The organism is Natronorubrum sulfidifaciens JCM 14089 (assembly GCF_000337735.1).
GTDB lineage: Archaea > Halobacteriota > Halobacteria > Halobacteriales > Natrialbaceae > Natronorubrum > Natronorubrum sulfidifaciens.
On the sequence record NZ_AOHX01000037.1, the window covers coordinates 231,397 to 252,554 of the forward strand.

The following is a 21,158-nucleotide window of genomic DNA, read 5'->3' on the forward strand; positions in this document are numbered from 1 at the left end:
GAGGACCATAGTCGGGAGCGCGTTCCGCATTCAGTAAATAGTTCGCTTTTTGTCATTCGTTTCCAGCAACCAATCTCGGCCGTCGCGGACGGACCGGCACAGTTCACACGTGCTCGAGTCCGTGTCCGACCGCCAGCCGGCCGAAACATGTGTACGTTTATACAGATCGCGACGAAACAAAACGGGTATGAGCCCTGCTGGGACCCCCGCCATCGAAACCGACGCCCTCACGAAACGCTACGGGGAGACGACGGCCGTCTCCGACCTGACGATGACCGTCGAGCGCGGCACCGTCTACGGCTTTCTCGGCCCCAACGGCGCGGGCAAGACGACGACGATGCGGATGCTGACGACGCTCACCAGACCCACCTCGGGGACGGCCCGCGTCGCCGGCCACTCGATCGCCGACCGCGAGTCCGTCACACCCCACATCGGCTATCTCCCCGAGGAACCGCCGATCTACGACGAACTCACCGGCCGCGAACAACTCGAGTACGCCGCCGGCCTGCGGGACCTCCCCGAAGCCGAGGCGAGCGAGCGCATCGACTCGCTGCTCGAGCGCTTCGATCTGTTCGAGGACGCCAACAGACGGATCGAGGGCTACTCGAAGGGGATGCGCCAGAAAGTCGGCGTCATTCAGGCGGTCTTGCACGAACCCGCCGTCGCCTTCCTCGACGAACCGACGAGCGGACTCGATCCCCGTGCGGCCCGGACGATGCGGGAGACGATCGCCGACCTCGCCGATCAGGAGATGACCATCTTCCTCTCGACGCACATCCTCCCCGTCGTCGACGAACTGGCCGACGAGATCGGCGTCCTCCGAGCGGGCGAACTGGTCGCGCAAGGTGACCCCGAAACGCTGAAATCTCGCGCCGAAACCGGCGAGGCTCGGAGTCTCGAGGACGCGTTCCTCGAGGTGACTCAGGAGACGCCCGACGGCGAAGTGGGCCATTCAGGGGAGCCGTCGATGGAGTAGCATGTCGTGGCTGTCTTCGCTCCGCGACGGCCTGACCGACGACTCGCTGCGGATTGCGATCCTCGTCGGTCTCGCTTCGATTCCGTTCACGATCGCCCTCTCGTGGGGATCGGTGTCGAGTGGCGACGGCGTCGTCATCGGCGGCTCCATCTCGGGGATTCCCCTGCTACTGGCCGGGTTGTTCGTCGGCTCCCTGTATCACGATCGAGCGACTGAGAGTCGTCGCGCCGGGTTCTGGACCGGTCTCATCGGCTCGAGTGCGACGGCTTTCATCTTCACCGCCAACACGCTCGCGTCGATCGGAACGCTGTCCTCGAGGCAGACCGTCGTTGCCGTCGCCGTCATGCCGGGTGCCATCATACTCGGCGGTGGGATCAGCGTACTGGTCACGATGGTCAGTGCGGCGTTCGCTGACTGGGTGCGGACGCGCGTCGACAGCGAACACCGAGTGGTGGAATCTGCGGATGCCGGTGAGACAGCCGTCGCCGACTCGAGGTGGTGGCTGGTCGTCGCCGTCTACGCACTCGCTGCCCCGGTCGTGTTGTACTACGCCCTCGGGGTGCGCCCCGACAGCGGTCTCGAAGTCGGTCTCATGGTCGCGGGCCTGTTCGTTCTGGTCCCGCTTTCGATCGTGGCTCTCGTGGGGTTGTTCATCGACGCAACCACACCCCGGAGCCGCGCGACTGACTGGCTCCCGAGCGTGTGGCTATACGTTGGCAGCCCGATCGGCGTCGCTGTGGCCGTCTATTTGCTGGGGGTCGTTCGCGGGGTATCGTACCCGCCCGGATACGCCAGCTACAGCTTTCTCGGTACGCTCTGGTTCCTGTCGGTGGGCTACCTCGTCAACAGAACCCGCCATCTCGGCGGCTGACATTCGGTCTCCACGCTCCGTCGTAATCGCTGTGTGTTGCCCACACCGCCGTCGAGACGCCGACCAGCGGCGAGTCCGACACCCCTAAGCGCGCGGACTCTCTGGGTCAGATATGGAGTATCACGAGGCCGCGGACTTTTTATTCGATCTGCGGCGGTTCCGCCCGAAACCGGGGACGGAGTCGACATCGCGGCTGCTCGCCCACCTCGAGAACCCCCACGAAGACGTCGAGTTCGTCCAGATCGCTGGGTCGAACGGGAAGGGGAGCACGGCGCGGATGCTCGAGCAGAGCCTCCGCGAAGCCGGGCTTTCGGTCGGACTGTACACCTCGCCACATCTCGAGGATCTGCGCGAACGGGTCCGCGTCGACGGCCGCAAGATCCCACGGTCAGCGGTCTGTGAGTACGTCGAGGCCGCCCGCGAGTACATCACGGGCCGCGGTGCCGACGGCGATTCGCCCACCTTCTTCGAGACGATGACGGCGCTGGCGATCTGGCACTTCGGCCGCGAGGACGTCGACGTCGCCGTCCTCGAGGTCGGTATCGGCGGGAAGTACGACGCGACGAGCGTCGTCAACCCGGTCGCAAGCGCCGTGACGAGCGTCACGTTAGAACACACAGGGATTCTCGGCGACACGGAGGCCGAAATCGCCCACGACAAAGCCCACGTCGCCCCTGCCGACAGGTCGCTCGTCACCGGCGTCAAAGGCGACGCGCTCGAGGCGATTCGAGACGTGGCCGGGGATGTCGTCACCGTCGGCTCACGGACAGCCGGGTCGGACGCGCCGCCTACGGACGTCAGAGTCAGCTACGACGGCCGAGTCAACCACACTGAGGCGGCCGTCACGGTTGAGACCGACGACTGCGTGCTCGAGACGCGGATTCCCCTCCTGGGTACGCACCAGGCCGAGAACGCCGGCATCGCGGCCACACTCGCCCGCCAGCTCACCGACATTTCGGATGCGGAGCTGGCCCGCGGGCTGCGAAACGCCCACTGGCCGGGCCGGTTCGAGGTGATGGACACGGAGCCACTCGTCGTCCTCGATGGCGCACACAACCCCGGTGCGTGTGCGGGTCTCGCGGAAACGCTCGGAACCTACGACTACGACGACCTCTCGCTCGTCTTCGGGGCCATGCACGACAAAGCCCACCGCGAGATGGCCGCCGCGCTGCCGACGCCCGATTCGGTGATCGCGACGGAGCCAACGCTCCAGCGCGCTGAAGACCCTGCCGTCCTCGAGACGGTGTTTACCGAGGCCGGCGTCGACGACGTTCGTACGAGCGCGGCCGTCCCGGACGCCCTCGAGACCGCTCTCGAGGAGGCCGACAGCGACGACTGCATCCTCGTCACCGGCTCGCTGTTCGCCGTCGCCGAAGCGCGCTCGCGCTGGACGAGCACCGGCGTCCCCAAGCGGATTCGAAACCGCGAGGACGCCAGCGAGGCGTTCACGACGGCGAACGTCCCCGGTGCTGGCAGCCGCCGGCTTCGGGGTGACGCCGTCCACCGCGTAGTCAAGACGACGCTCGGCCCGACGCAGGCGACGACCGTCAAACAGGAGCTGTTGCGCCTTGGCGGCGAGTGTGCGCTTTCCGGCCTCGAGCAAGACGACGAGGCCGTCGACGCCGTGTTGATGGCCACCCTCTCGCAGTTCGAACGGCTCGTCGACACGCTCGAGTCGGAGCCGTCTGCGGTCGACGCCAATGCAGGCGGGCTGGCCGATGTCGCCCGCGACCTTCGTGAGACCCTCGGGCTCGACTCGAGCGCGTCAGAGCCGGCAGCCGACACAGCCGGTCCACAGTATCCGTGGGATGATCGCACGGCCGTGATGGGCATTCTCAACGTCACGCCCGACAGCTTCCACGACGGCGGCGAGTACGACGCGCTCGAGGACGCCGTTTCCCGCGCCGAGGCGATGGTCGAGGCTGGCGTCGACGTGATCGACGTCGGCGGCGAGTCGACCCGTCCCGGTGCCGATCCCGTCCCGGTCGAAGACGAGATCGACCGCGTCACGCCCGTCATCGAACGGATCGCAGACCTCGACGTCCACATCTCGATCGACACCCGCAAAGCCGCCGTCGCCGACGCCGCCCTTGCGGCCGGTGCCGACATCGTCAACGACGTTTCGGGCCTCGAGGACCCCGAGATGCGCTTTGTCGTCGCCGAGCACGACGCGGGACTGGTCGTGATGCACAGCATCGACTCGATCGTTGTCCCGGACCGCGAGGTCGACTACGACGACGTCGTCGAGGACGCGATCGACCACCTCGCCGAACGAATCCTGCTCGCCGAGAAAGCCGGCGTCGACCGCGAGAAGATCGTCGTCGACCCCGGCATCGGCTTCGGCAAATCCGCCCGCGAGAGCTTCGAACTGCTCGGCCGCGCCGACGAGTTCCACGCCCTTGGCTGTCCAGTGCTCATCGGTCACTCCCACAAGTCGATGTTCGAGCACGTCGGCCGCGAGGCTGGCGACCGACTCGAGTCGACCGTTGCGGCGAGTGCGATCGCGGCCGACCGCGGGGCCGACATCGTTCGCGTCCACGACGTTCCCGAGAACGTCGCCGCCGTCCGGACGGCACTGGCAGCTCGCGATCCGGACCGGTTCGAGTGGGATCGTACCAACTGAACCGATTGACACACGCATCGCACAGCGCACGGGTCACGTCGTCCCCCGCTCGCCAGTTCGCGGTTCTCGCTCACGTCGTTCGCTCACGGGTCGTTCCTCCCCGTTCGCGTTTCCGCGGGTCTCGCTCACGTCGNCCCGCTCGCCAGTTCGCGGTTCTCGCTCACGTCGTTCGCTCACGGGTCGTTCCTCCCCGTTCGCGTTTCCGCGGGTCTCGCTCACGTCGTTCGCTTCGACCTGCGCACGCTCCGACCCGTGCACGCTCCGACCCGCGCTCCCGTCGTGCGATACGGTGTGCAGTGACGGTCAGTGGCGACGATAGTCGACGAGGCTACCTCGGCGTTCAGGTGCCGGTCCAACCTTCAACCGTGTGGCGCCAGTACACTCCGAAAGCGCAGCGTGCGCGGAGGCTCATTCAATGGCTGATGAACACGACCACGATCTGGAAGCGGACGTCCCGATGGACGACCTCGAGACACCGAGCCCGATAGACACAGCACTGTCGATCTCCACCGGCGACCTCAAACGCGAGGTGGTGCCGTTGCTCGGCGGCGGCGTCGTGTTGCTTTCGGCCCTTCGATCGCTCGGACGGGGCCAGCTCCGGGCGATTCCGAAAGGGATCGTCGGCGCTGGGCTGCTCGGCTACGCCCTCAGAAATCGCGCCTCGAGCGACTCGTCGACGTTCGAGCCGACACTGGACGAGATCGACGGCGGGACTGATGGTAAGGAGGTTTCCGATCAGGCACACGCCGCTGCCAAGCGTCTCGATTCCGGTCGGGAATCTCAGATCGACGCCGGCGGCGAGATCGACGACTCGGCACAGCTCGGCGACGAGCGCGACAGCGACGAACGGTCACGGATCGAATTCACTGACGATACGGAACAGGCGGAACCGCGATCGAAACCGGACGTGAACGGGGCTGACGACCCTCGCCGCGACACTGACGACGAGTCGGTCGAGATCGACGTCTCCGACTCGGCGATGGCCGAGGAGGTAAGCGAGGCGACGGGACCCGATCCCGAACAGGCCCAGCCGACACAGACCGATGCGATCGAACCCGAGGAGTCGCCCGACGAAGACGCCTCGGACATGAAAGTCGAACCGGACGAGGACAGCGAAACGGCAGCGGAGTCTCGAGACGAATCCGATGACGACGGACAGTAGTCGAGCCACGTCCCGAACTTATTCCGGCTGAACGTGGCTCGTCTCGGTCTGTCGGCTACTGCTGGTGGTCTCGAGTCGCATCTCGCTGGGCCGACTGCCAGCCAGCGAGCAGGTACGCCGGGAGCGCGATCGCACCGACGACGAGCACTGCGCCGAGGACGACCGTCCTGACGCTGACACGCTGGGGAATCGCCTCGAGTGGGATCGCTGACGCTGACTGGCCCACGACGAACAGCGCGACGAGTACGAGCACGAAGAGCAACACGGCGACGAACACGAGTGTCTGTGTGAGAAGCGCACGCCCGCGGCCTCGAGAGCGCTCGTCGGACATACCGACAGTTGTCGGCCCGCGGCCATGAACCGTTCGAATTGGCACTCGAGACCGACACGCGTAGCTGGGGGGTCGAACGAGCGCGCTCGAGGCGGCCGGACCAACCGGTTCGCCCGACACTGATCGAACGTATTCGGGTGGTACCGCCGGCGGCTGCGACTGCTTCCGCACGCAATAAGTCCCCTCGCTCCCAAGCACTAGCCATGCAATATCAGCAACTCGGCGACTCCGACGTCGAGGTCAGTGAAGTCGGCTTCGGCGCGTGGGTCGTCGGCACCGACTGGTGGGGCGACCGCTCGGAAGACGACGCCATCGAGATGGTCCAGTACGCCGTCGAGCAAGGCATCACCTACTTCGACACGGGCGACGTCTACGGCCACGGCCGCAGCGAGGAACTGCTCGGGCAGGCGCTGGCTGATGTCCGCGACGAGGTGACGATCGCCACCAAGGTCGGCTACGACTTCTACAACAATCCACAGGCCGGCCACGGCGAGTTGCCAAAGGAGATGGACCCCGAGTATCTCCGCGAGGCCGTCGAGAAGAGCTTAGAGCGACTCGACCTCGAGTCGGTCGACGTGCTCCAACTGCACAACGCCAACGTCGAGGAGATCACCCCCGACGTGCTCGAACTGCTCGACGAACTCGAGGAGGAGGGCGTAATCGACGCCACGGGACTGGCACTTGGCCCCTCGATTGGCTGGCTCGCCGAAGGCGACCTCGCGATCGAAAAAGAGTTTGACTCCGTCCAACTCGTCTGGAACGTTCTGGAACAGGAGGTCGGCAACCACTTCCTCGAGACGATCGAGAAGACAGGCTCGTCGACGAGCCTGATCCCTCGCGTCCCTCACTCCTCGGGCATTCTGAACGAGCAGGTCACCCCCGAGACCGAACTTGGTGAGGGTGACCACCGCGGCTTCCGTCCCGACGAGTGGTACGAGACGGGCTGGGAGAAACTCGAGCAACTGCGCTTCTTGGAGCGCGCGGAAGAGCGCGATGGGGCGCGCACGATGGGCCAGGCCTCGATCGCGTGGCTGCTCAGCCACGACCCCGTCGCCTGTGTGACGCCGACGTTCCGCACGAAAGCCGACATCGACGAGTGGGCGGCCGCAAGCGACGTGCCGAAACTCTCCGACGAGGAGCTGGCGCGCGTCGAGGAACTGTACGCAAACAACTTCGACATCGACCGCGACGATGGGATGGACGCCCTTCGCTCGTCGGTCGGCGGCGAAGACATCGAATCTGCCGGCCTCGACAAACTCGCCGCCGACTGATCGGCGGCCTCGAGACCGGCGCTCGAGACGGCATTGGTGGCCGTCTCGGATGCAGACGGCGCGACGGCGACGCCACCGCGTTCCACTCGACAGGTTCCCTCTATATCGGGGTGGTACTCCTTTCCACGAAGCAGGCGTCGTTCTAGGTAGAGGGGACACGATCATGCAAACCTATCAGTTCACCTGCCCGGACTGCTGTCAAGATTTCACGGTGACCGATCCGATGCGTGAGGCCACGCTGTCAAGCGGTTGTCCCGTCTGTGGCGGTCCAGTGGCCAGCACCCACTTCGTTGTGGATTCGTCGAGTGCGTGACCGGTGCACCCGGCGAGACGCCCGCCGCGGACGAGACGACAGCCGTCGGTGCCGACTGATCGGCGCGGCGATCCGATCTAAAGGATTGGGTGGCATCCTTTTATGTGTCGGGGCAGTGTGTTGTCGTATCATGGATACTGTCACGTACGTCCAGAAGGCGTGTGCGTACATTACACGCCAAACGGGCGAACTACTCGTCTTCGATGGGCCGGGTCACGACGGCCTCCAGATCCCCAAAGGCACCCTCGAGTCAGGGGAATCACCGCGCGAAGCGCTGTTCAGGGAAGTCATCGAGGAGACCGGTCTCGGAACGCTGAACTCGGTGACACATCTCACGACGGACGTCTGGACGCGCCGGGAGTCGCCGCCGAAGCGATACGTTCGCCACTTCTTTCATGCAACGGTCCACGAGCCTCGCGATCAGTGGAGCCACACCGTCTTGGATGGCGGCGACGAGCACGGCTCCGAGTTCGATTGCCACTGGGTGCAGCCAACGACGGCACAGGAGTTCGCACTCGAACTCGACGATTACGTCCACCTGCTCCCGAACGTCTCTCTCCCCGAAGACACCGCCACGGTCTCCGACTGATCAGTTCGAGAGCGCGCGCTCGACGGCGTCGGCGACACTCATCGCTTTCTCCGCTAACGGCTCCGAGATGTGGCCCGCATCGACTGCGGCCTCGAGTTCGTCCGCGTCGACGATTTCGACCGTGCCGTCCGTCTGCTTGATCACGTCGACGTGGAGGTCGACGTAGCGTGCAGCGTTCGGGAACAGTTCGACTGGCGTACAGACGTTGACGTAGGTCCCTTTCGCGTTCCCCTGTGCGTCTTTGTACGTCGTCGGATACCACCATCGACCCTCGCGGAACTTCGTCACGGCGACGTCGCCGTCTTCCTTTGGAACGCCGAGAGCGTCGTAGCTACCCCCGCCGCGCATCCGGCGCTCGAGGGTGAGCGAGCCGTCGCTGTCCCAGTCGGTCACATCGCCGCGGCCCAGCGTGAACAGTCGCCCGTCGGGCTTGCCGTGGTCGATCGCGAGCCGATCACCCATCATCGGCCCGAACTGTCGACTGACGGCCCCGAAGGGGAACTCGTCACCGCCACCCATCCCGGTCGACTCGCAGACGGCCTCTGCGAAGTCGACCGCCGCGCTTGCGCCTCGGTCGGCGGCCTTGGTTCGATGGTGGCCCGGCATCGTCGTCTCAACTGCGCGGCGAAGTTCGTCCAGTGCAAATCGGGTCTCACGACCGAACCAACACCATGTCGTTTCCCGCGGTGTCGCACGCAGCGCTGGCTTACCGCCCGCTTCGGGGGCGTCTGCGAGTGTCGACTCGAGCGCTCGCGCTCGGTTTACGACCTGCTCGACGGCCGTCCCCATCGCCTCGAGGTCGGCATCGGCGGCGGCCTGCTGCCAGCGAAGCCCCCACCCCTCCAGGATGTCGACCGAGAGGAGGTCGGTCATGCCGACGAGCTCGTCGGCTCGGTCGCCACGCAGCGCTGCCGAGACGCCGGTCCGATCCTGTGACAGCGTACAGAGACCGCTCTGAATCGTCAGTGTGGGGACGACCCGTGGCTCGTCGTCTGACCACGGCGGCGTGGGCTCGGCGACCTGCACTCGGTAGCGATTGCCCTCGTCGACGTAGCCGTCGACGTCGTCGTAGTTGAGATAGCCCCGGCGGCCCTCGCCGAGGTCGACGACGGCACCACTCCCACCGCTAGCGTCGAGCACCTCGGCGTCGAACACTGCCCCCCGTGGGACAGGCGACGCCCAGCGGAACGTATCGACCGCGAGCGACTCGAGGTCGTCAGCGATCCGTTCGACCGTCTCCGGCACGCCCGAAATCTCGACACCCTGTCTGTCGCGTGTCGTCTCGATGGCGACATCGGCTGGGGCCGTGTCGAACGAGTCGTCGAAGCGCTCCCGAATCGGCTCGGACGCTTGGACGATCTCGAGGCCGTTCTCGCCGAGTCGGTGTGTGATCGCCGTGGTGTAGATCCCGCGCACTCGAGCCGTCGTCATCGGACTTCCTCCGTCACGGCGCTGTCGGCTGTCTGGCGGTCGCTCATGGCGATCACTGCAGACTCTCGCGGTCGGGTGCAAACCGTACGCGGTCGTTGATCGTTGGCCCGAGTGTCAGTTCGACGGTGTCGTCCGGCAGTACGCGCCCGTCTTCGACGTACACCCCCCACGAGTCAAACCGGAGCCAGCCCCGCATCTCGGCGGCGTGGGTCGTCAGATCGAGATGGTCGACCGTGTGCTCGGGGAACTCGGCGGCCGAATGCGCCATGTCCATATCCGAGTAGACGGTGTCGTGGGTCTCGAAAAACGCCTCGAGTGTCGATGCATCGTCCTCGACGGCCTCGGCGATGGCGGTCGAGGCGGCCTGCAAGTCGTCGGTCTCGAGGCCGACGTCGCGAAGCGCCTGCTGGGTTCGCTGATCGAAGTGCATACCTGGCAGTTAGGACGGTGGGCCTTTGTGGATTCCGAGTCCGCGTCGATTGGACGGCGACTGTCTCGCCGCGTTCGCGCCGAACGCTTACCGGCACGGCTTCCGTAGACACGCCCATGCAGGGAAAGCGCGACCCGGTCGAGCGGGCCAACGAGCAGTCGCGGGACCTCTATGACGTCTCGACGTGGGAACCACGATCGATGGTCGACCGGCTTGCGTGTGCGGTGTACAACGGGATCAGTTACGGGCTCCAGACGATCGTGCTCGCGGTGGCGTTCGGGATCACCCTCGTGTTGCTCGCCCAGCCAGCGGTGCTCGTCTTCGAGGAGCCGTCGCTTGCTGTGTTCTTCGGACTCTCGATCGTTCCTGCGGCCCTGCTTGCCGCGTTTATCTGGTACTCGGATATCACGACGAACGAACCGCTCGGGCTGTTGGTTGCGACGTTCGTCCTCGCCGTGCTCTTTGCGACGTTTGCAGCCGTCGTGAACTCGACGGTCGGATCATCGTTACAGGCGATTCCCGTCGTTGGGACGCTCCTCTTTTTTTACCTCATCGTCGGCCCAGTCGAGGAAGCCGTCAAGCTGCTGGCCGTTCGTGTCTTCGCCTATCGAAGCCAGACGTTCGATGCGGTCATCGACGGGGCGGTCTACGGCGCGGTTGCGGGACTCGGCTTCGCCGCGATCGAGAACGCGATCTACATCGCCGGCACGGTCGCCCAAGCCGGCGTCGGGACGGTCACGGCTGCGACCGGCATCGCGACTGTCCGGGCGCTTGTCGGCCCCGGTCACGTCATCTACTCCGCGATCGCGGGCTACTATCTCGGACTGGCGAAGTTCAACTCCGAATACGCCGGGCCGTTGGTCGTCAAGGGGCTCCTGATCGCGGCGTTCGTCCACGGGACGTACAACGTCACGGTCGGGATCGTCCCCACCGTCGTCTCCTCGCTCTACCCCATCAGCTTCGGGCTGGCCTTCGTCTCCTACGTGATCCTCTTCGATCTGGCCGTCGGCTACTATCTCTACCGCAAAATCGTTCGCTACCGCCGGACGTACCGCACGGTCAGAGACGATACCGGCGTCCCGTCCACGCCGGGGCGGACGGAGTTCGACCCCCCACAACGATAACTGAGAACCACCAGCGACCGTTCGGTCGCGGTCACAGTGTATATCCCGCTCGAGGAAATACGGCTTCGTGATGGTTGCAATCGTCGGTTCACTCGTTGCTTTTCTCGTTGCACTGCTCGTCGGTGGGTTAGCGATCTACGTCGGCGCGTCGGTCGTCGTCGACGTCGAGGACTACTCTCACGCGCTTGTCACGGCGCTCGTCGGCGCGATCGCGTGGGCGTTGACGGCGTGGATCCCGCTGTTCGGCCCGTTGCTCGCACTGCTGGCGTGGATCTGGGTCATCAACCGACGCTATCCCGGCGGCTGGCTCACCGCTGCGCTCATCGGCGTCATGGCGTGGATCGCCGCGCTGGTGATCCTCTTCGTACTCAACGCCGTCTTCGGTCTCGGTGTCGGTGCGTTCGGCGTTCCGGGCGTCTGAACACGGTTCCTTACTCGAATCGGGCCTCGAGCAGCCGTTCGACGTATTTCGCGAGCACGTCGACCTCGAGGTGGACCGGATCGCCGACGTCTTTTTCGGAAAGCGTTGTGAGTTCGTAGGTCGTCGGGATGATCGCGACGGTCACTCGCCCGTCCGCTGCATCCAGATCAGCGACGGTGAGACTAATTCCATCGAGCGTGATTGACCCCTTCTCGACGACGTAGCGGCCGTACCCCTCGGGCAGGTCGAACTCGAAGAACCAGTCCTCATCGACGGATTCGATGGTCGAAACCGTCGCGACCGCGTCGACGTGGCCCTGCACGACGTGGCCGTCGAAGCGGCCGTCGGCGGGCATCGCTCGTTCCAGATTGACCACGTCGCCCTCCTCGAGGTCGCCGAGATACGTCCGCTCGACGGTCTCAGTCGCGAGAAAGACCTCGAACCACGACTCCTCCTCGAAGCGCTCGACCGTGAGACAGACCCCGCTGACGCTGATGCTCTGGCCGTGCTCGAGGCCCGTCGCGACCTCGTCGGCCCCGATTCGGAGTCGCAGGCCGTCTTCGGTTCGCTCTCGAGCGACGATCTCGCCGGTTTCCTCGACGATTCCCGTGAACATACTCGGAGATGCGAGTCGGCGAATAAAGCCGTTCCGACACCGAGACGCGTTCCAGTTCCGTGACCAACGCCCCAACGCAGTTGTGCGTACACACAGTCGTCGCTCTTTTGGCCATAGCCCCGCTACACCGTGGCAATGGCCGGGATCATCGATACGATCAAACTCGCGGGCGTGCTCGTGCTCGCGCTGCCCGCCGCGCTCGCCGGACTCGAGTTCCTGCTCGTTCGCGGTGAGACGACGACTGGGGCGATTCTTCTCGTTCTCGCCGTTGGGCTCGTGGTTATCCAGCAGCGACTGACCACACCGTCCGACCTCCCCGGAGTCGCTGCAAAACGGATCGTCGGCACTGTTACGAGCGATTCCGACCCGGAGTCGGACGAGGAGACCGAGACGACAACACGCGCCACCGACGACCGCTGATTGGCTTCGAGTCGCTGCGGACGATTACTCCTCGAGCACTGCCGCCGGATCGAGCGACCGCGAGCACGCCGGCAGATAGGCGGCTCGTTCGCCCTCGTCGCCTTTCACGAGGAGGTCGGCGATCTGCAGCCACTGGCCGTCGGCGACGTTGACGGCCGACTCGAGTCGTACGACGCTGCCGGGGTCGATCCCGTCGCCGCCCGACCGGGGCCGTTCACGGGGCTCGAGGCCCACACCAGTAACCCGCGTCTGGACGGTGTCGGCGTCTTCGAAACCGAACGCGCGGACTTCGGCCTCGAGGTCGGCTTCGACGGCCGTCACCGATTCGGTATCCGCGGTCAGCATTGCCGCCGCGGAGTGAAACGACTGTGTCACGCCGACGTGGGCTCGGCGCTCCCGGCCGCCGTCGCCGTCGACGACGAACGTTCGAACGAGCCCGCCGTGGTAGCCTGCCGGGCCTCGGGGCGCCGTCTCGAGGACGATCGGCTCGCCGGGACACAATGCCTCGCCGCCAGCGTTGAGCGACGAGGGCCGGTGGTCGGGGTCGGGATTGACGACGGTGTTGCCCGCCGGAAACGCCCCTGCCGAGACGATGCCCGCATCGACCGCGATTCGAAGCCGATCCGGCGTCAGCATCTCGCCGTCGACGACGAGGTGACCATCTTCGATCGTCGCGTCCGCGAGCAGCGATGCCCCGCGGCGGACGCCGGCGGCTGCAGCCCTCTGTGCACTGGCGATTCGCTCGCGCTCGCGTTCGGTTTTCGTCGCTCGAGCGCGCTCGATGACGTCGGTCGAGGCGAGGTCGAAGCCGGCCTGCTCGAGGTAGAGTGCGGCATCGTGTGGGAGTCGGGCCGGCGTCAAGATCGTTCCCGAGCCGACGCGTTCACACAGGGTTGCAGCGAGCGCCTCGGCTGGATGGCCGGCAGCGTCTGTGGCCGTTTCGACGAGCCACGTCTCGCCATCGAAGGCGACGGCGGCGAGTCCGTTCTCGGCTGCGAGTTGGGGCCGACAGTAGCACACCGCGGGATCGCAATCCGAACCGGCGTGGACGACTGCCACGGCCTCGCGGGCCTCGAGCGTCTCGCTGAGCAGCGACTCGAGGTGTGTCGCGACGGCAGCCGTGTCGGCGTCGATACCGGCAGTCGACTCGGCGTTGGTCACGGTGCTTCGGCTTCGACCTCGTCGCCGGCAGCGGCGTCCTGTGGCTGCTGGGCCTCCTCGATGAGTTCCTCGAGTGGCGTCTCGGTCAGCCGGTTATTGAGCAGGACGTCGATCGGCAGCGTTGGCGCGCCGTCGACCAGATTCTCGAGCAAGACGAGTCGCTCTCGAGCCCGTGACATGCCGACGTAGAAGACGCGGCGTTCGTTATCGGTCAAGACGGGGACCGGGGAGGTGCTTTTGGTGAACTCCTCGACGCCGGGAACGTCCGTTGGATCGTCGACAGTGGCGACCATCTGCTCGACGACCTTCTCGGTGAGGTCGGTGCCGACGATGACGTGGTCGGCTTCACGACCCTTCGCGGAGTGGATGGTGCCGACGCGGACGCGGTCGGTCTCCATGCCGAGATACTCGCCGATCGCGAAGTACGAGCGGATGCTTTTCTTCTGGAAGTTGGTAACCTTCCGAACCATGTCGCCGGCCGACGCCGGGCCGGGCATGAACGGCGCGTGGTCCTGAATGACCTCAGCGGGGATCATCAGCTCTGCGAGGTCGTCGATGCCGGCTTCTTCCTGTCGGTCGTCGATCTCGTCAAAGAGGTCGTCGCGCTCGTTGGTGCCAAAGGCCGACTCCTGAAGCATGTCGGCGAGTCGGCGGGCTTGGAGGCCGGTGACGTCCTCGCCGCGGTCGATGGCTTCGACGGCACGGACGTACTGAGTGAGCCGGTCGGTCCACATCCGCTGGTCGGTCAGCGACGTAAACGGCACGCCCTCGGTGATGAACTCGTCGATGAACTGGAACATCTGGTAGCGCGCCCGGAACAGGATCATGATGGTTCCGTCGCCCTCGATGAGCGTCCGGCGAACGTTCCGGACGACGTCGAGCATGGAGGCGTTCCGACGCGCCTCGACAGCGCCGCCTTCCTTGCGCGGTTTGAGGTCTTTGTCCTGACGGGTCTCGATGTGGCGGATCTCCTGATTGACCGCGTTGAGGACGTTCGAGGGGAGCCGATAGGAGTTTGGCAGAATAACGTCCTCGTCGACTTCCTCCTCGAGCAAGAGCGCGGGGTCTGCACCCTGCCACGAGTAGACGACCTGATCGTCGTCGCCGGCGATCAGCACCTCTTCCATGTGCGGTTTCCACTCCTGATAGACGTCGTACTGGAGCGTCGTGATGTCCTGAAACTCGTCGATCACCAGATAATCGACGTTCGGCAGCAGTGAGCGCTGGCCCACACGCTCGAGCATATCCGCAAAGCCGATTTTTCCCTGCTCGCCTTTGTAGTTGCGCCAGCCACGGATCGCCTCGGGGACGTCGATTCGGTCGTCGTCGGAGGGCCAAGTCGGCGTGTACTTGTTGCCTTCCTGGGCGTTCGGGTCGATATCTGGTGGAAGTCGGACCTCCTCTTCGTCCCACTGGAAGGGAACGTCGTACCACTCCGAGACCTCACGGCCAGTTCGCTGGAGCCACTGGCTGGTCGCGATGACCTTGTTCCCGATCGTCGTCGACCGGGCGGTGCGGCGTCCAGCGCCGCTGTACTCGTCTTCGTACTCGATGCCGAACTCCTCGCAGAACTCCTCTTTGTCGGATTCGCCGATGACGTCGCTTCGAGAGAGATCAAGCAGTTCGTAGGCTTTCGCGTGCATCGTACAGACGTTACCCTGCAGTGCACGCGGGCTTTCGTCGAGTCGCTCTGCCAGTCGTTCGCGAACCTCCTGTGCAGCCGCTCGCGTGTACGAGACGACGAGGATATCCCGGAACGTCACGCCATCCTGCTCGAGGATCTCTTCGACGTGGTCAAGTAGAGCGGTTGTCTTCCCGCTGCCCGGCCCACCGAACAACCGGGTCACCTTCGTCTCCGTAGTACTCATTGTAGCTGTTCAAGAGCGCAATACCCATAAGTCACGTGGGTTTTCGGCGATAGAAAGGGATCTCATGGGCGGCTGTGGCCGACGAATTCGCCGGACAGCATCGGGGGTAGACGAGATGAGAACGGGCCGGCACACGACGGGCTCGCTACTGATTTCTCGAGGAGCGTGCGGCCCGAATCTCCGCACCGTCGCGGATCTTGTCCTGACAGTTGGGGCAGACTCGAGGGTCGTCGACACCGGGCGGGGTAAACACGCGAGCGTACGCATCCGTCACGAACGCACCGCAGTTCTGGCATTCCGGCATTGTCCTTCTTGTGTTCCTATTGGAAAGTAATACAGTATAGTTCTATCGCATAACTGGGTTGGTACTACTCGAGCGTGGATGCCGGTGTGGGCAGACACCGGATCAGCGCAGTCGTCGCTCGGAAATCGACAGGTGCCCATCCGGGCACCGCTGAGGGCACGTGACGCTACAAAACAACCGATCGGACGGCTGGACTACGGCGTCGGTTCCCACCCACAGACGGTACAGGTGCTGGCAGCAGTGTCGTGGAGGCCGCCACACTCTGGACACTGCTTTTTGTTATAGTCTCGTTCCCACCCGACTCGTTCTACCGTGTGACCGCGATCCGAAAGGAATTGGTCGATGACGTCGTCACCGGCATCATTGGGTGAGGTTGCCATAACCATGTTAATATCTGCCACAGTATTAAATCATCGGGTTCACCCACAGATCTGCCTCGAGTGAAACGAACACCATCCGGTACCCGGTGTCGACGGCAGAACCCTCGAACGAACGGTTATCGACCTCGATATCGACGTTTCGCAACTATCCCCTAGTCGTCCGACTATCCCACTCGAGTGCGGTTCTGTCGGTCCTCACGTCGGTTCATACGGGCTGCTGTAACTCGTTACAGCAGTTCGTATCAGGCCGGTTCGACCCGCGGCTTTTTCTCCGTCTCTCACCAACCCATGCGTATGAGTGACCTGCGCCTCGATGCGACCCAGCTCGATCGCTACTCGAGACACGTAATCATGGACGAGATCGGCCCCGAGGGCCAACAGCGGCTGCTCGAGGGGTCGGTGTTGATCGTCGGTGCGGGCGGGCTCGGCTCGCCGGCGATCCAGTACCTCGCAGCCGCAGGCGTTGGCCGGCTGGGAATCGTCGACGACGACGTCGTCGAGCGATCGAACCTCCAGCGGCAGATCGTCCACGGCGACGACGACGTTGGCCGGCCGAAAGTCGAGAGCGCGGCCGACTACGTCGCGACGTTGAACCCCGACATCGACGTCGACACCTACGAGACGCGGCTCACACCCGAGAACGTTGCCGACCTCGTCGCCGAGTACGACATCGTCCTCGACGCCAGCGACAACTTTGCGACCCGATATCTGCTCAACGACCACTGTGTACTCACCGGAACGCCGCTGTCTCACGGTGCGATCTACCGGTTCGAAGGACAGGTGACGACGTTTACGAACGACCGCGGCGGAGAAACGCGCGACGGTGCGACGAGTGGCGGCGACGAGCCGCCGTGTTATCGCTGTGTCTTCCCCGAGGCACCCGAGCCCGGGACGGTTCCCGACTGTGCGACCACCGGCGTGCTCGGCGTCCTCCCCGGCACCGTCGGCTGCATTCAGGCGACCGAGGTCGTCAAATACCTGCTCGGCACGGGCGAGTTACTCGAGGGTCGGTTGCTCATGTACGACGCGATGGGGATGACGTTCGAGACGGTCGAGGTGTTGTCGAACCCGGAGTGTCCGGTCTGTGGTGACGAGCCGTCGATCGAGTCGATCGAGGACGTCGCGTACGAGGGCACGTGCGAGATTTCGGCCGATTAGACGCCTGTCTCGGCGGTTTTACGAACCCACGAAAGAACGCTGACCACGCCGTCGTACAGCTCTCGTCCACCGAGGACGGCGAGACAGGAGACGAACGCCGTGGTACCGAGTTTCCCACCAGCGCCGGGGAACGCGGGTGTGACTACAAGAAAGACGACCCCACAGAGCCCACCAGCGAGGACGACAGCGCCGAGCGACAGCCGCGCCGGATTCGACATCCCCACGAACGACGCACAGAACGCGACGGCAGCCAGCGTCGCCCCGAGTTCCGGCACCGCGAGCGGAAACACCACGCCGGCGACGACGCCGACGACAGCCGATCCGACGACCGGCCCCCACTCAAGGCGGACGCTCGAGACGACCGTCGCGGCAGCTCCGGCAGCCCCAACGGGGACGATCAACGAAACGAGGTCCCACTGCGGCGCACCTGCGGCGTCGAACTCGAGGCCGACGAACGCGGCCGCCGTGAGACAGCCAAAGAACGCGAGCGTGCCGAGTTTACCGCCCACGCCTCCGAACGTCTCGGTCGTCGCGACGAAGCCGAGGCCAGCGATGAGCCCCGCGAGAACAACGGACTCGAGCGACGGGAACGCCACGGGTGAGGCCATGCCGACGAACGAGCCACAGTACGCCGGCACGTCGATGCGCGGGAGCGCGAGGCCGGCGAGCAGGCCGACCAGCGCGGAGGCGAGCACCGGGCCGAACCCGGCGTGGACGCTCAGCACGTAGGTGACGACGGCACCGGCGACGACCGCGAGCGCGTTGGTCACATCCGCCCGGTCGAAGCCGGTCGTTTCGAACGGGCCGAGCAGTCGTTTGTGCTCGAGCACGCCGGCGACGGCCGCGGTGAGCACGAGCCCGACCTGCACGCCGACCGTTCCGGTCGGCAGTTCGACGGACGCGACCAGCGAGCCGGCGAGCAACGCGCCAGCTGTCAGCAGTAACGCGACGTAGCCACCGAACTGGGCCGGACGGTACACGACTCGAATCACAAAAAGGACCGATGAGAGCGTTTCGATTCGCCGCCGTCGGGTCGTCGTTAGCTCCGCAACAGCCCGCCGTCGATCGGCACTTCGACGCCGTTGACGAAGCTTGCGCGTGGACTCGAGAGCACAGCCACGATATCGCCCAGTTCGCGGGGCTCGCCGATTCGGTCCATCGGAATCTCACTTGCAAGTTCCGCCAGTCCGTGGTCGTAGTCGTCGTAGACGCCGCGTTCGATGTTGGCCTCGATCAGTTCCTCGATTCGGGGCGTCTCGATCGTTCCCGGCAGGACCGCGTTGGCCCGGATCTCGGGTGCGAACTCCCGCGAGATCGTCTTTACGAGGCCGATCACACCCCGGCGAACCGAGTTCGACAGCAGGAGGCCATCGGCGACCTCTCTGACCGTTCGGGACGTGATACACGTGATCGAGCCGTATTCCGACTCGAGGAGGTGCTCGTGAGCCTGTTCGACCGTCCAGACGACGCTCATCACCAGCAGGTCGTACGCCTGGTACCAGTCCTGTTCGTCCGTCTCGAGGAAGGTCGTACTCGGCGGGCCGCCCGAGGAGGTGACGAGGTGGTCGAGGCCGCCGAAGGCGTCGACCGTCTCGCTGACGAGGTGGGAAACTTCATCCGGGTCTGTGAGATCCGTGGGCGTCGCCCGAACCTCTCCCGTGGCCGTCTCGGCGAGTTCCTCACGTGCGTCCTCCAGTCGCCCCTCGTCGCGACCACAGAGCATCACGTTCGCCCCCTCCTCGGCGAGTGCCTGTGCGCTCGCAAAGCCGAGGCCGCTCGAGGAGGCCGTTACCAGTGCGCTGTTGCCGTCGAGATCGAGATCCATACGCAAGGCCACGATGGGGAGGGACAAAGGCCCGGTGTCGCAGGCAAACGACTCGGTCTCGGCGGTAATTGACTACAGTACACCGTCTCAGTCCGCGCTCAACCCGTCGAAGTAGATCGCGCGCCGTTCGTCGGCTGCCGGCGACGTGAGCAGCGAGACGACGACGGTGACGACGAGTCCGAGTCCCATCCCGACGATACCCGACGTCCAGCCGAGGTAGGCGGCGGGGACGACGGCGAGAAAGAGACTCGAGAGGTAGAACGCCTGACTGACGGCGATCCCGGCCGTGATCCCGGCTCGAGTCGTCCGTCGCCAGTAGAGGGCGACGAGCACGGGGAGGGCGAGTTGGGCGAAACCGCTGAAGGCCGCGTCACCGAGTTCGAACAGCGTCGCCGGGTTCCAGAGGCTGGCGGCGAACGCGGCGGTCGCAAAGATCACGACGCCGACTCGAGCCAGCATGTCCTCCCGGCGTGCTGCGAGTTGCTGGTCGATAAAGGGTCGGTAGAGGTCCCGCGTAAAGTACGAGGAGCCCGAAAGCAACATCGAGTCCGACGACGACATCATCGCGGCCATCGCACCGGCGATAACCAGCGCGGCGAACCAGATCGGCGTGTACTCGGCGAGAACGGCGGGCAAGACGTTGTCCCCAGCTGGAATCGTCACCTCGAGGCCGCGGGCCCACACGCCGAGCATGAACGAGGGGACAAAGAGGAGGACACAGAGGATCGGCCAGAGGGCAAACGAGCGTTTGAACACCGTTTTCGAGCCGGCAGCGAAAAAGCGCTGGTTGACCTGCGGGAACATCGCGACGCCGAAGCCGATCGTAATCGCCGTCGAGAGCATCCACTGGGGCGTGTAGTAGGCGCTGCCAAGCGAGAGGAACGTCGCGGTCGCATCGGTGTCGGCGAGTGTCGACGTCGCCGCTGTCGGACCGCCGACGGCGGCGAGCACCCACAGCAGCGCGACCCAGGTGGTGATGAGCATGAACACGCCCTGCAGGGTGTCGGTCCACGCGATCCCGCGCATCCCAGCGATGACGACGTAGAGGATCATGAACGCGGTAATGAGTCCAGCCCCTACGGCGTAGGGAACAGCGCCGTCAGTCAGGGCCTGTAAGGCAGTGCCAGCCCCGACCTGCTGGAGCATAACGTACGGAAAGAGCCAGAGCAGGCTGACGCCCGCGACGAGCCCCCGGAGTCGCCTCGAGGCGAACCGATCGCCAAGCATCTCCCCGAGCGTCACGTAGCCGTACGCCCGCCCGAGCAGCCACTGTTTGTAGCCGATGACGTACCAGAGGATGGCGAAGATGAGTCCGTCCATCAGCCCCATCACGAGGATCCATTCGGGACCCTGCTGGTAGGCGATGTTCGGGCCGGCGAAGAAGGTGAACGCCGACAGTAGCGTCGCGAACGTCGTAAACAGCAGGACGATGGTCCCGAACGTTCGACTCGCGAGGTAGAAATCCTCTGCCGTTCGGTCGGTCAACCGATAGGCGACCAGTCCCACGGCCAGCGCCAGCAGCAGATAGCCGACGATGATCCCCAACTGGAGGGTGAGGCTCACGGCTGCTCACCCCCATTTGCCGAGCGTGACGGCGGCGTCGACCGATGATCCTCGCTCGAGTCCGTCGCGTCGGTTTCGATACCAATGCCCCAGGCCCGCTTCGTGAATAGCCAGAAGACGATCGACGCAAGCCCCATCCAGCCAATGTGCCACCAGAGCCACAGCGGCAAGCCGGCAACGACCGTCGCCGATCCCCAGAGGAACCACGGGATCGCCAGCCCACAGAGGACGAGCGCGATCACGGCCCAGCCACCCAGTTCCAGACGTCGCATATCGGGTTGTTGGGCCCGACATTGGTAACCGTTTCCCTTCAACAGCACA

At 65.0% G+C, this 21,158-nt stretch carries 23 protein-coding genes; 11 read left to right on the plus strand and 12 right to left on the minus strand.

The window, feature by feature from the left end; translation table 11 throughout:
* Positions 1-187: 187 nt before the first annotated feature.
* From C495_RS09460 to C495_RS09480, 4 genes are all read left to right on the plus strand, one after another.
* Positions 188-976: an ABC transporter ATP-binding protein gene (locus C495_RS09460; RefSeq protein ID WP_008162287.1), complete on the plus strand. Its 789-nt coding sequence runs from the start codon at positions 188-190 to the stop codon at positions 974-976.
* Between the two features lies 1 nt (position 977).
* A complete protein-coding gene (locus C495_RS09465) occupies positions 978-1,847 on the plus strand; it encodes a hypothetical protein (protein WP_008162289.1) in 870 nt (289 codons plus the stop codon).
* Between the two features lie 112 nt (positions 1,848-1,959).
* Positions 1,960-4,470 carry a dihydropteroate synthase gene (gene folP, locus C495_RS09470; RefSeq protein WP_008162290.1) on the plus strand — a complete coding sequence of 837 codons (2,511 nt, stop codon included), beginning with the start codon at positions 1,960-1,962 and terminating at the stop codon, positions 4,468-4,470.
* A gap of 415 nt (positions 4,471-4,885) precedes the next feature.
* A complete protein-coding gene (locus tag C495_RS09480; protein ID WP_008162294.1) occupies positions 4,886-5,632 on the plus strand; it encodes a hypothetical protein in 747 nt (248 codons plus the stop codon).
* 55 nt (positions 5,633-5,687) lie between these two features.
* Here the strand turns inward: C495_RS09480 and C495_RS09485 are convergent, their stop codons facing one another.
* Positions 5,688-5,963 carry a hypothetical protein gene (locus C495_RS09485; RefSeq protein WP_008162295.1) on the minus strand — a complete coding sequence of 92 codons (276 nt, stop codon included), beginning with the start codon at positions 5,961-5,963 and terminating at the stop codon, positions 5,688-5,690.
* Positions 5,964-6,166: 203 nt separating this feature from the next.
* On the opposite strand from C495_RS09485, the gene C495_RS09490 reads away from it, so the two are divergent.
* The 3 genes from C495_RS09490 to C495_RS09495 all read left to right on the plus strand — a co-directional run bounded on the left by C495_RS09490 (position 6,167) and on the right by C495_RS09495 (position 8,136).
* Positions 6,167-7,234: an aldo/keto reductase gene (locus C495_RS09490; RefSeq protein ID WP_008162297.1), complete on the plus strand. Its 1,068-nt coding sequence runs from the start codon at positions 6,167-6,169 to the stop codon at positions 7,232-7,234.
* 163 nt (positions 7,235-7,397) lie between these two features.
* Positions 7,398-7,547 carry a DUF7560 family zinc ribbon protein gene (locus C495_RS18620; RefSeq protein ID WP_008162298.1) on the plus strand — a complete coding sequence of 50 codons (150 nt, stop codon included), beginning with the start codon at positions 7,398-7,400 and terminating at the stop codon, positions 7,545-7,547.
* A gap of 130 nt (positions 7,548-7,677) precedes the next feature.
* Complete coding sequence (locus C495_RS09495) at positions 7,678-8,136, plus strand: NUDIX hydrolase (RefSeq protein ID WP_008162301.1); 459 nt, start codon at positions 7,678-7,680, stop codon at positions 8,134-8,136.
* Here C495_RS09495 and C495_RS09500 read toward each other — a convergent pair whose 3' ends face one another.
* Positions 8,137-9,567: a DUF402 domain-containing protein gene (locus tag C495_RS09500; protein ID WP_008162302.1), complete on the minus strand. Its 1,431-nt coding sequence runs from the start codon at positions 9,565-9,567 to the stop codon at positions 8,137-8,139. It abuts the gene before it with no gap.
* 52 nt (positions 9,568-9,619) lie between these two features.
* Positions 9,620-9,997 (minus strand): DUF7532 family protein, encoded by a 378-nt coding sequence (locus tag C495_RS09505; protein ID WP_008162304.1) that lies wholly within the window; start codon positions 9,995-9,997, stop codon positions 9,620-9,622.
* Positions 9,998-10,113: 116 nt separating this feature from the next.
* Between C495_RS09505 and C495_RS09510 the strand changes: the two genes are divergently transcribed.
* Positions 10,114-11,121 carry a PrsW family intramembrane metalloprotease gene (locus C495_RS09510; RefSeq protein ID WP_008162306.1) on the plus strand — a complete coding sequence of 336 codons (1,008 nt, stop codon included), beginning with the start codon at positions 10,114-10,116 and terminating at the stop codon, positions 11,119-11,121.
* A 70-nt stretch (positions 11,122-11,191) separates the two neighbouring features.
* On the plus strand, positions 11,192-11,542 hold the full coding sequence (locus C495_RS09515) for a hypothetical protein (RefSeq protein ID WP_008162308.1): 351 nt from the start codon (positions 11,192-11,194) through the stop codon (positions 11,540-11,542).
* Positions 11,543-11,552: 10 nt separating this feature from the next.
* On the opposite strand, the gene C495_RS09520 is transcribed toward C495_RS09515, so the two are convergent.
* A complete protein-coding gene (locus C495_RS09520) occupies positions 11,553-12,158 on the minus strand; it encodes a riboflavin synthase (RefSeq protein ID WP_008162310.1) in 606 nt (201 codons plus the stop codon).
* A 135-nt stretch (positions 12,159-12,293) separates the two neighbouring features.
* Here C495_RS09520 and C495_RS09525 point away from each other — a divergent pair, with 135 nt between their 5' ends.
* Positions 12,294-12,578 carry a DUF7533 family protein gene (locus C495_RS09525; protein WP_008162311.1) on the plus strand — a complete coding sequence of 95 codons (285 nt, stop codon included), beginning with the start codon at positions 12,294-12,296 and terminating at the stop codon, positions 12,576-12,578.
* A 24-nt stretch (positions 12,579-12,602) separates the two neighbouring features.
* Here C495_RS09525 and C495_RS09530 read toward each other — a convergent pair whose 3' ends face one another.
* The 4 genes from C495_RS09530 to C495_RS18355 all read right to left on the minus strand — a co-directional run bounded on the left by C495_RS09530 (position 12,603) and on the right by C495_RS18355 (position 16,291).
* Positions 12,603-13,739 (minus strand): M24 family metallopeptidase, encoded by a 1,137-nt coding sequence (locus C495_RS09530; RefSeq protein ID WP_008162312.1) that lies wholly within the window; start codon positions 13,737-13,739, stop codon positions 12,603-12,605.
* Complete coding sequence (locus C495_RS09535) at positions 13,736-15,607, minus strand: UvrD-helicase domain-containing protein (RefSeq protein ID WP_008162313.1); 1,872 nt, start codon at positions 15,605-15,607, stop codon at positions 13,736-13,738. The genes C495_RS09530 and C495_RS09535 overlap by 4 nt, the downstream gene beginning before the upstream one ends.
* Positions 15,608-15,752: 145 nt before the next feature.
* Positions 15,753-15,911, minus strand: coding sequence for a DUF7563 family protein (locus C495_RS18095; protein ID WP_168927081.1), 159 nt, complete (start codon positions 15,909-15,911; stop codon positions 15,753-15,755).
* 194 nt (positions 15,912-16,105) lie between these two features.
* Positions 16,106-16,291 (minus strand): HVO_0416 family zinc finger protein, encoded by a 186-nt coding sequence (locus C495_RS18355; protein WP_083902471.1) that lies wholly within the window; start codon positions 16,289-16,291, stop codon positions 16,106-16,108.
* Between the two features lie 294 nt (positions 16,292-16,585).
* Between C495_RS18355 and ubaA the strand changes: the two genes are divergently transcribed.
* Positions 16,586-17,449 (plus strand): SAMP-activating enzyme E1, encoded by an 864-nt coding sequence (gene ubaA, locus C495_RS09540; RefSeq protein WP_008162315.1) that lies wholly within the window; start codon positions 16,586-16,588, stop codon positions 17,447-17,449.
* Here the strand turns inward: ubaA and C495_RS09545 are convergent.
* The 4 genes from C495_RS09545 to C495_RS09560 form a co-directional block, all read right to left on the minus strand.
* A complete protein-coding gene (locus C495_RS09545; protein ID WP_008162322.1) occupies positions 17,446-18,429 on the minus strand; it encodes a hypothetical protein in 984 nt (327 codons plus the stop codon). The two genes, ubaA and C495_RS09545, sit on opposite strands and share 4 nt — an antisense overlap.
* A 59-nt stretch (positions 18,430-18,488) precedes the next feature.
* Positions 18,489-19,274: an SDR family oxidoreductase gene (locus C495_RS09550; RefSeq protein ID WP_008162324.1), complete on the minus strand. Its 786-nt coding sequence runs from the start codon at positions 19,272-19,274 to the stop codon at positions 18,489-18,491.
* 87 nt (positions 19,275-19,361) lie between these two features.
* Complete coding sequence (locus C495_RS09555) at positions 19,362-20,837, minus strand: sodium:solute symporter family protein (RefSeq protein WP_008162325.1); 1,476 nt, start codon at positions 20,835-20,837, stop codon at positions 19,362-19,364.
* Positions 20,834-21,109 carry a DUF3311 domain-containing protein gene (locus C495_RS09560; RefSeq protein WP_008162328.1) on the minus strand — a complete coding sequence of 92 codons (276 nt, stop codon included), beginning with the start codon at positions 21,107-21,109 and terminating at the stop codon, positions 20,834-20,836. The genes C495_RS09555 and C495_RS09560 overlap by 4 nt, the downstream gene beginning before the upstream one ends.
* Between the last annotated feature and the right edge of the window lie 49 nt (positions 21,110-21,158).